The 10,329-nt window shown below is 36.1% G+C and carries 12 protein-coding genes; all 12 read right to left on the bottom strand.

Going from position 1 to position 10,329, the window contains the following annotated elements:
- Window positions 1–29 precede the first annotated feature (29 nt).
- Complete coding sequence (locus tag QMD71_05600; GenBank protein MDI6840304.1) at window positions 30–1,328, bottom strand: nucleotide sugar dehydrogenase; 1,299 nt, start codon at window positions 1,326–1,328, stop codon at window positions 30–32.
- Between the two features lie 66 nt (window positions 1,329–1,394).
- On the bottom strand, window positions 1,395–2,579 hold the full coding sequence (locus QMD71_05595; GenBank protein MDI6840303.1) for a Wzz/FepE/Etk N-terminal domain-containing protein: 1,185 nt from the start codon (window positions 2,577–2,579) through the stop codon (window positions 1,395–1,397).
- Window positions 2,580–2,582: 3 nt separating this feature from the next.
- Window positions 2,583–3,215: an SLBB domain-containing protein gene (locus QMD71_05590; GenBank protein MDI6840302.1), complete on the bottom strand. Its 633-nt coding sequence runs from the start codon at window positions 3,213–3,215 to the stop codon at window positions 2,583–2,585.
- Window positions 3,212–4,234, bottom strand: a complete 1,023-nt coding sequence (locus tag QMD71_05585) for a dTDP-glucose 4,6-dehydratase (GenBank protein ID MDI6840301.1) — start codon at window positions 4,232–4,234, stop codon at window positions 3,212–3,214. Before QMD71_05585 ends, QMD71_05590 begins: the two co-directional genes overlap by 4 nt.
- Window positions 4,231–4,365: a hypothetical protein gene (locus QMD71_05580; GenBank protein ID MDI6840300.1), complete on the bottom strand. Its 135-nt coding sequence runs from the start codon at window positions 4,363–4,365 to the stop codon at window positions 4,231–4,233. The genes QMD71_05585 and QMD71_05580 overlap by 4 nt, the downstream gene beginning before the upstream one ends.
- A gap of 30 nt (window positions 4,366–4,395) precedes the next feature.
- Complete coding sequence (locus QMD71_05575; GenBank protein MDI6840299.1) at window positions 4,396–4,851, bottom strand: dTDP-4-dehydrorhamnose 3,5-epimerase family protein; 456 nt, start codon at window positions 4,849–4,851, stop codon at window positions 4,396–4,398.
- 138 nt (window positions 4,852–4,989) lie between these two features.
- The gene (ispF, locus tag QMD71_05570; protein ID MDI6840298.1) at window positions 4,990–5,463 is read right to left on the bottom strand and encodes a 2-C-methyl-D-erythritol 2,4-cyclodiphosphate synthase; all 474 of its coding nucleotides are present in this window, start codon (window positions 5,461–5,463) and stop codon (window positions 4,990–4,992) included.
- Between the two features lie 79 nt (window positions 5,464–5,542).
- On the bottom strand, window positions 5,543–6,238 hold the full coding sequence (gene ispD, locus QMD71_05565; protein ID MDI6840297.1) for a 2-C-methyl-D-erythritol 4-phosphate cytidylyltransferase: 696 nt from the start codon (window positions 6,236–6,238) through the stop codon (window positions 5,543–5,545).
- Between the two features lie 175 nt (window positions 6,239–6,413).
- Window positions 6,414–7,178, bottom strand: coding sequence for a polyprenol monophosphomannose synthase (locus QMD71_05560; GenBank protein MDI6840296.1), 765 nt, complete (start codon window positions 7,176–7,178; stop codon window positions 6,414–6,416).
- A 2-nt stretch (window positions 7,179–7,180) separates the two neighbouring features.
- Window positions 7,181–9,688, bottom strand: a complete 2,508-nt coding sequence (locus QMD71_05555) for a YfhO family protein (GenBank protein MDI6840295.1) — start codon at window positions 9,686–9,688, stop codon at window positions 7,181–7,183.
- Between the two features lie 4 nt (window positions 9,689–9,692).
- Entirely contained in the window at window positions 9,693–10,013 is a 321-nt protein-coding gene (locus QMD71_05550; protein ID MDI6840294.1) for a hypothetical protein, read from the bottom strand.
- Entirely contained in the window at window positions 9,979–10,245 is a 267-nt protein-coding gene (locus QMD71_05545; protein MDI6840293.1) for a hypothetical protein, read from the bottom strand. Before QMD71_05545 ends, QMD71_05550 begins: the two co-directional genes overlap by 35 nt.
- Window positions 10,246–10,329 lie beyond the last annotated feature (84 nt).

The raw sequence follows: 10,329 nt of genomic DNA, 5'->3' as shown, positions 1-10,329 counted from the left end.
AACGCATTCAAGAAGTGTTATTAGTCTCACTAACAGCCAAGTTTTATAATATTACCCCCTTTTAGACCCTTAGTTGCATTTCTTGTGTCTACAACAAGCTTTGAATTCTTCACAATCGACTTGTAATCGTAGACACTGTGGTCAGTTGCTATCAGGGCGCAATCCGTGGCCTTTAAGATATCGTTTGTGAGAAGGATTGATGTATACTTATGGTTATTTATACTTATAGTCTTAATATAAGGGTCATTATAACTTAGTTTGGATACCTTATTTTTCAAAATCTCCATTATCTTTAAAGCGGGTGAATCCCTCAAATCTGCAACATTACGCTTAAATGCAACCCCAAGAACTAACACCTTTGCTTTAGCTGGGCATATCCCTTTTTGACTCAATGCCTCAATAACCTTGTTTACCACATAATACGGCATATCCTCATTCACTTTAGCAGATAGTTCTATAAAACTTGTATGAAAATCATACTCCCTTGCTTTCCATGATAAGTAGTAAGGGTCTATTGGTATACAGTGCCCACCGACACCGGGTCCCGGGTAAAATGGCATAAATCCAAACGGCTTTGTAGACGCTGCATCTATTACTTCCCATATATCTATACCCATACGCTCACATAGCTGGGCAAGCTCATTCACAAGTGCTATGTTTACATTCCTAAAAGTATTCTCAAGTAGTTTTGTCATCTCAGCTACACGAGTTGAAGAAACTGGGATAACATTATCTAAAACACTCTTGTAAAGTAGAACAGCTAACTTTGTGCATTCACGAGTCACTCCTCCAACAACTGTAGGTGTATTTCCAATAGTAAATTTCTTGTTCCCCGGGTCTATACGCTCGGGTGAAAATGCAAGATAGAAATCTTCACCTACTTTAAGACCCGACTTCTCAAGTATTGGAAGGACAACTTTATCTGTAGTCTCAGGAAATGAGGTACTCTTTAATATAATAAGCTGATTCTTATGCAGCCTCTTTTGAATTTCTTTGGAAGTAGCTACTATATAAGAGATATCCGGTTCTTTATTTGGATTCATAGGTGTAGGGACACATATCTGAATCGCATCACATTCACGAATCCTATCATAATCACCTGTGGCACTCAATCTACCTGATGCCACTTCTTTTTTAAGCTCAGCCTCTGGAGCATCTTCAATGTAACTTTTGCCTTCGTTTACAAGATTAACACGCATTTTTTTAATGTCAAATCCCAACACTTTGAACCCTTTCTTTGTAAAATGTAAAGCAAGTGGCAGTCCTACATAGCCCAGACCAACTACACCAATTTTTGCCTTCTTCTCTATTATTTTCTGTTCAAGCATATTTTCCACAGAATTAGCTATTAAGTGATTAAGCAATTATTAACAAAGGTATTATCTTTTACTTATTTACTTCCTTCTCACCATCGCCCTTATCTCTTTCCACTTTGCCCTTTCCTCTGGTTCAAGAGTTTCTATCCAGTTCAAGAAGAAGGCAAGAATAATTCCTACAGCAAGACTAAATATAAAAGCAAGCCCGACTATTATTTTTCGTTTTGGATAACTTTTATGTTCAGGGATAGAGGCTCTTTCAAGAACATCAACTGTAGGTGTATCTTTTGCCTCTTGTGTTTTTGCAAGTTCGTATTGTTCTGTAAGAATGGCAAGTAGTTTTTCCTGAATCATCACATCTCTGGTAAGCCTTGCCAGCTGTAATCCGACTTTTGGAATTTTTCTAAATGGGATAGAAAAACCGATTCCAAAGTGCTCACTATCTCCACTATATTCCATAGCATGCAGTCTCTTATTGAGTTCACTAAGTTCTGATTTTACTTTAATTACCTCCGGATTGTCTTCAGTAGCGTACTTTTGGAGCACACCAAGTTTAACTTCATTAGCAATAATTTTTGCCTTAATCTCACTTACTGCTTCAAGCACAGGTTCTATCTCCTCCTTAATAGATATAGTTTTATGTAATTCTTGAAACCTTTTGAGTGAATCTTCAGCCATTTTTAGGTCCCTTTTGACTTCTTGCAATCTACTTTCAAGAAATATCCGATTCCGTTTCCCAATACTCATCGTCAATTTCTTATTTAAGTTGTCAAGATTTCTGATATATGAATCTGCCATAAGTTTTGCAAGTCTAGGTGTCTTTGCTGTTGTAGCTATAGTAATTATACCTTCAGGAGTTACTTTTATTTCTGTATCTTTTGTGAGTCTCTCGTAAGTAGCTTTCATAGTATTTGTTTTGTAAACTTTTATTAAATTACAATCTATAATAACTCTATCCGCCGTAGCTTTTGATTTTAGAATAGCAGCAAATAAATCTGATGAAGTAGTAGCTGAGAGCCCTGGAATTCCAGAAATACCTGCTATACCCGATAAAGCACTCGCTATTCCTGATGTTCTTGAGATTCCTAACATCTCCGTTCCCGGGAGAGGTGGAAGTAGCGAAGCTGTAGCTGTGTATTTTTTGGGAATGATAAATGATATACCTATGGCGAAGCAAGTGATAATAAGTACGTTTAAGACAACGAGCCTTCTCCATTTAATCAACACTCTAATATAATCCTTTATACCTATATTACGCTCCATTTGTTATCGTGATAATGTAAACCAAGCAATTGTCACAGTTGTGAGAGCAGAAGCAATTGTGACATAATCTTCCCACCACTTAAGAAATACACGCTTTACCACAATTATATCGCCCCTATCTATTTCAGTCTTGTCAATGTGAATCTTGTTTCCGCCTTTCTTAATAACATAACTTCTTTTAGCATCTGCTCTCTCTGTAAACCCACCTGCTAACCCTATATATTCTTTAGCTGTCCTGCCAGGGAAAAATGGATATGCCCCTGGTTTCTCAACTGCACCATTTACACAAATAACATCGTGAAATCCTTTAATTGCGATAGAAATACGGATATTCTTGAAATATCTATTAAACTCATCCTCTACTAACTTACTTGCTTCTTCTAATGTAAGGTCGAGCACTTTTACTGTACCTAAGATTACACTACTTGATAGAGTTACTGCATTACTTAAAGGTGATACACCTTCTGAGGTTAATCCACCCGACCGAATAAATATAGTACCTTGAGGAGACACACTATCTGAATATGCAAAATTTATGTTACCAGATACGGTTAATGTAATCTCATCCCGTATTTGGAGTTTGTAATCTTCGGGAATAGGAGTAACAGTTATTAATATAGATAACAAAACACTCACTTCTTCCTCCTGAGTTTACTATACCACAATTTTTCAAACTCTTTAAACTGCGGTTTCTTCTTTATCTTTTCCCACCATTTTCTATTATCTACATACCACTCTATTGTTTGTTTAAGTCCATTTTTAAATTGAATCTCCGGATACCACCCAAGGATATCATTAGCTTTTTTAGAGCAGGCAATCAATCTCTTTACATGCCCTGGTCGGTCGCCAATAAGTTCTATTAATGCCTTTGGTCTATTTAAAGTATTGAGAATAGTCTGAGAGATTGTAATAACATCTACCTCCGTCTCTGACCCAATATTTATCACTTCCCCTTCTATCCCCGGGGTTTGTAGTGTTTTCCACACTGCTTTTACACAATCAAATACATGAGTCCAATCTCTTGTATTTCTACCATCTCCGTAGATAGGTAAAGATTTATCCTCCATTACCCTTGTTATAAAATACGGAATCAATTTCTCAGGATATTGGTTAGGTCCATAGATATTAAAAGGTCTTAGTATTACTACAGGAAGTTTGTAAGTCTGGAAGTATGAATAAACAAGCCTATCTGCACCCGCCTTGGCTGCTGCATAAGGAGATTGAGGCGCTATTGGATGGTTTTCATCCACTGGAGTGTATATAGCAGTTCCATAGACTTCAGATGTGGAAACATGGATGAACCGTTTAACCGGATACCTCCTTATAGCCTCAAGTAAAACTTGTGTCCCTTTGAAATCTGTATCAATGAAAGGGTCGGCAACATCAATTGACCTGTCTATATGAGTCCAAGCAGCAAAATGAACAACTTTATCCTGATTTTTCATAAGGTCAAAAACTAAATTTTTGTCTAAAATACTACCGTGACAAAAGGAAAAATTCTTATTATCCCATACATCAGGTGCAAAATTATCAAGATTTCCGCAATAGGTTAAAGCGTCGAGGACTGTAACTTTTATATCTTGATGCTCCTTAAGGACCAGCTTCACAAAATGGCTCCCAATAAACCCTGCCCCTCCAGTCACTAATAAGTTCATAGTTTGTTAGTTTGTTTTCCTACTGTATTCTTTGCAAAATAGTCCCATTTTATTACCTCATCCCGTATCTCATCTCCAATATTTTCTGCCTCTTTAAGTATCTGTGAACTCTCAACACTTTCAAATCCCATCTTTACTCCTCTAACTAACCAACTGACCAACTATCTCTCCCTCCTCTTCCAGTCATAAGGTATATCATTATTATATGGGTCAACTCTAAACTCATCCGGATCTTCGTAATTGTAGAGTTCAGTTGGAATATTCTCTACAATTGCCTCTTTTTCTGAAATACATTTAAAACCATGATATACATAAGGTGGAATATGAATAAGAATTGGGTTGTATTCTCCTATAAAAAACTCATTCACCTCACCATAGGTTTTTGAATCCTTCCGTGCATCATAGAGCACAATCTTAACCATACCACTCACACAACTCATATTATCGAACTGCTTTTTGTGATAGTGCCATGCTTTTACCACCCCCGGATAGGCAGTGGTAATATATACTTGGCCAAAGTGTTGGTATAGTTCATCATCCGCTCTTAATATCTCCATTAACCTACCACGTTCATCAGGAATTACCCTCAATTTCTTTGTCTTCACTCCTTCTATCATATATAAAAAATAAGGTCCTTTTTGGGACCCCTATCAAAGAATTAAAGTCTTCATAAAGTATATAAGTTTTTGTTCTTCTAAACTTATAACTTTAAAAAGACTTTTTCTTACCTCCTTTTAAAAATTACTACAAAAATCTTATTTGTCAAGTTTTTTTTGACAAAATATTATCGCATAAGCTGCTATTCCCTCTCCTTTACCTATAGGTCCTACTCCTTCGTTAGTTTTTGCTTTTATAGATATACATCTTATAGAAACATCTAGTGTTTTAGCAATCTTCTTTCGTATAGCTAAAATATAAGACGAAAGTTTTGGTGACTCACATATTATAACTGAATCCACATTTATAATTTCTACTTTTGCAATTTTCATTATCTTTTGAAGTAAAATAAGACTTGATATACCCTTATATTTTGGATCACAATCCGGGAAGTATGTCCCAATATCCCTCTTACCACTTGCTCCTAATATTGCATCACCAATAGCATGAGAAAGAGCATCACCATCAGAGTGTCCCAAAAGCCCTTTGGACCATGGAATTTTCACCCCTCCAATGATTAATGGTTTCCCTTCCACTAAACGATGGAAATCATAACCAAAACCTACTCTCATAAAATTCAATGCAAATTACAAAATTAGCAATTAACAGTGCAAAATTACTATCCTACCTTTACTATAAAATTGCTAATTGTTAATTGATAATTTTGCATTGATTTATAATTGCTTTTGCATATAAAAGGTCTTCATTAGTCGTGATTTTTATGTTGGTAGGCAGTCCCTTGATAACCCTTACCTTGATTCCTAGTCTTTCTACAAGTGATGCATCATCTGTCCCATAGAATCTGGTAGCATAGGCTTCTTGGTATGCTTTTCTTATTATATTAGTTTTGAAAACTTGTGGTGTCTGAATAGAATAAGCACGGTCTCTCTGAATAGTACAGTGTACAAAATTACCATCTACTTCTTTAATCGTATCGGTCACAGGAATACCTGGAACCACTGCTCCATATTTTTTACATTCCCTAATTAACGAAATTATAAAATCTTGTGTAACAAATGGCCGCACAGCATCGTGGATGAGCACAATGTCACCATCTACTACATCGAGCCCTACATTCACAGAATCCTGTCTTTCATTACCACCTTTTACTACAGTAATAACCTTTTTAAATCCAAATTTTCTTATAATTTCAGATTGGCAGTAATCAATCCATTTCCAGTGAGTAACAACCACTATATTCTCTATCTCCGTGGACTGGTCAAATGGCTTTAAGGTCAATGCTATAATTGGGATTCCATTTAATTTAATGTATGGTTTAGGAATAGAAGCCCCTATCCTTGACCCCTCACCCGCTGCTACTATTATTGCAGAAATATTAATAGACATATAAAAAGATGTCAGAACATTAGAGTACCAGAATGAGATGCTCAGAAGGACAGAATATCAGAGCGTACGAGAACCTTTCCTTTTCGAAAGCCCTTTCTTTTCAGAGATTCTCCTAACTATCCCATTGATACCCCTTTTATATTCTTCCACTCTGGTTTCTTAGAATCCTTTTCCATTAATCTGACCTTCTTTTCTGTGTAATCCGCGGCTTGACCCGTTTCCATTTGGAACGGGTCTTAAAAAGTGAAAACAGCCTCAGTTTCCACACCAACCAAAATGCCTCCCAAATAATACGTTTAGTCATTTTAGAACTCCCCTTTTCTCTATCTGTAAATATAATCGATAGCTCACCCATTTTAAATCCACTGTGATAAGCCCAGTATACTGTCTCAATTTGAAACCCATAACCATCTGAGCTAATTCTTTCAAGTGGCATCCCTTCCAAAGTTTCTCTTTTGTAACATTTGAATCCTGAAGTCAAATCTTTCACTGGAACTCCAGTTACCACTCTAGCATAAAGGTTAGCAAAGTAAGAAAGCAGAAGCCTTAACATTGGCCAGTTAACAACTGATACACCATCTGAGTATCTGGAGCCTATTACGAGGTCGCAATTTTTTATCTCTTCAATAAACCTTGGAATATCTTCAGGATTATGAGATAAGTCTGCGTCCATTTCAAAAATGTAATCATATCCCATTTTTATTGCATACTTGAAACCAAATCTATAGGCTGTCCCTAAGCCAAGCTTTTCAGGCCGATGAATAATGTGAATTCTTGGTTCACTCTTTGATAATTTTTCTACATATTCACCAGTCCCATCTTTTGAGTTATCATCGATTACAAGTATATCTGCTTGTGGGACGTAGGAAAATATAAGTTGAATTAGCTTTTCTATATTTTCTATTTCATTATAAGTAGGTATGATAATAAGAACACGCATAATTATTGACTCCGTTTTCTTGTTCTAACCCAAAATCCAATTACACCAAGTAAGAACAGAAATGAAATAAAAGAAAGCGTAGCTCCTATTTTAAAATACGGAGAATCATAAATGAATTCTACTTTATGTTCACCCTCATCAAGCTGAACAGCTCTCAAAGCATAATCTGCTACATATAACTTAGATTCTTTACCATCAACATAAACCTTCCAATCCGAGTGCCAGTTTTCTGATAATACAAGAAAACCGGGAGCCTCAAGTTCTGTCTCAATAGTAATTTTATTAGGAGTATATCCAACTATTTTAACCTTTTCAGAATTCTGAATTCTGAGTTCTAAATTCTGAATTGTAGACGGTTCTTCTTCAATTAGCACTATAGTTCGGGGGTCAAACTCAGTGCTCTTTAATTCCTTAAGCACTTGTTCTCTTGGCACGACTTTAAAATTATGGGTAATCCATACCCTTGGTAATGCATTCTCATTCTCATACACTGCATATCCACGTGCATCCCTGTAGACAAGTTTAAGTCTATTCCGAACTTCTGTCCAGCTTATACCCCATTTTTTAAAAAAGCTAAGTTTAAAGTCTTCAATTGCTTTCTGTATATTTTCTGGATAACCTGAGATATCATCGGGTACCCATAAAGAGACAATATATTTAACATTTAAAATATCAACTATATTTCTATATCTCATCAGATTAGGTGCATTGAACATAACACTCTCTCCTGCGCCAATAAGTTTCTGATATCTCTCACCCGGATTTGGGACATAGCCACCTACACTCTGTATATTATGAAGTGGAAGATAGCCATCAGTTGAGTGTTCATAATAAACAGGAAATACTCGATACAAGGAGTTGTCCACAGGTTGGGAGCCTGTGCTGGATAAAAAATTTACAACTTCATCAGCTTTATAATATTCTTTCGGATGTGGTACACTCTTCAAGAACTTCTTCTCAATACTCCACTGGTCAAATAGCAGTATTACTGCACTAACTATTGTCCACGGAACTAATTTTAGCTTCTTTGTAGCCAACAATATTATAAGGATAGAATTAACGGCTATCAAAAATATAGTCCTGCCCAGCCCTCCAATAAAATAAGGATAATTTTGGACAATGGTTTGTAATTTTTGTTGGGTAAGTCCGGGACCATAGCTTGCAAGTAAAACTGGCTGAAAATGTTCTTTTAAGAATGAAAGCACAGATTCTTTCCCTAACGAGCAAATAAGACTAAAAATTACAACTATCCCAAATATAATTCCTAATAAGAGACCGAGTTTTTTCAACTTTTTACTTTTAACTATTGCTTTTTGATTTTCTATAAAGAGTTGGATTCCAAATCCTAAAAGGACAGCAATTGAAAAAGCACCAAGGAAGAAAATCATTGAGGGACCCCTAAACTTCTTTATCCCTGGAAGGATATGATAAGGTATACGATAAAGTGGAGTATGTCCTCCGACAGCAAATACTGTTGCAACAACAGCAAGTCCAATGAAGAATTTGACATACTTTTCTCTACTTCTGAATACCATTGCTACAACAGCAAGTAGCAATGGCACTATTCCAATATATTGCGTATCAAGTTTAAAATAGTTCTCTCCCCAGTAATTATCTAATATACCAGAAAAGTGTGGTGTCAATAAGCCTAAAAGTTCATTAGGTGGCAATGCCCACGAGGTAGCAAATTCATACCCCCGGCCCTCACCTCTTGCCCCCCATCCTATACCTGCAAAAATAGGTAAATAGTTTATAGCTAATAAGCCACCTGCCAATACTAACCCAGCAACAGAATAACTCATAAGTCTTAAAGACCCTTTCAACTTATTTTCATTTCTTTGCCATATAAGATGATAAAGTAGATAAAATATACACACTATACCAGCATAATAGATAAGTTGAAAATGTGCATGTGTAGCAGCAAACCCACCTACCCCGCCGGCAAATAGAAAGTAAACAAGTCTATGTTCTGCAAGTCCTTTGTGTAAAAAAAGTAGTATAAAAGGAAACAAACCAGCAGCCATAATTTTACCCTCATGCCCCGGATAAGTCATAGAAAGTACAGACCCGCATCCCATATAGACTAACGCCCCAATAAAACAAGGGGAAAGAGAAAGCTTAAGTTCTTTCAAGTATAAATACATACCCAATCCCGCTAAAAATGTACCGAACACAAAAAGATATGTCCAAACTACATGAACAGGTAAAACAAGTGTTAGAAGTGTATAAAAAGTGTATGGATTACCAGCCGGTAACCCGCAAAAGACAGCCGGATTCCACAAAGGAGCACTCCCATTAGCTTTAATACAATCAGCTACCCATTTCATTGATGAATATGCACCCAATAACCAATCTGACCCATATAGCATCTTAGAGCCAGAAAGGAATGGTGCAAAATAGATTATTGGGAGGACAAATAGTATAGTTATGAGTATTTTATTTAAGGTACTCTCAGAGATAGCTTTAGGTCCCGCTATAGGTAATTTTTTAGCTCTCTTTACTCTCCCCATAATATTAAGACATTTCTATAATCCCTCTAGCTCGTTTAAGAAAAAAATCACGCAGTTCCCCTACAGTTATCGGTCTGACCATTCTCGGAAGAAATGATACTTCACTTACTCGGAAAAATGCCCTAGATAGTAAGTATTCATCAAGTCCAATATGCTTTTTCTTGGCAAGTGGAATAAGTTTAGGTAATTGGATTAACTCTTTTTGAAAGGCAGCAACAACATGTTTGATAATATTTGGCTTTTCTGTAAAGAAGTCCAAATTTTCAGAGTATCTATGCTGGAGATAGAACTCAGTAACTTTCTGGTTCTCTGTTAATATGCTCATATCTTTTTTGGACTTCTTGAGTACTGAAGTACCATTCCCAAAACTCTCTTATTTGTAGAGGAAGAGTAATTGCTGGTAAGTACTTATAGATAGTTTCCAAGCCCACTTCTTTAATATCCTTTATAGTCCCCTTTGTTAACACTCTTGCAATATACCATTTCTTGAACCCAGCAGAATTGAAATTGTTTGGCTCAAACTCATAGTCCCAAATAAGTTCTTTATTTATTTTCATTATATATTTACTCCAAACTTCCACTTAAAATCATTGCCAAATCTATATTACTTATCATTTATTTATATGTCAAGTAAATTTGCA

It is taken from the genome of bacterium (assembly GCA_030018315.1).
Lineage (GTDB): Bacteria > Hydrothermota > UBA3073 > JACQXS01 > JAGMCI01 > JASEGA01.
The sequence above is the reverse complement of the archived record's forward strand: the minus strand, read 5'-3'. Positions and strand labels throughout refer to the sequence as shown.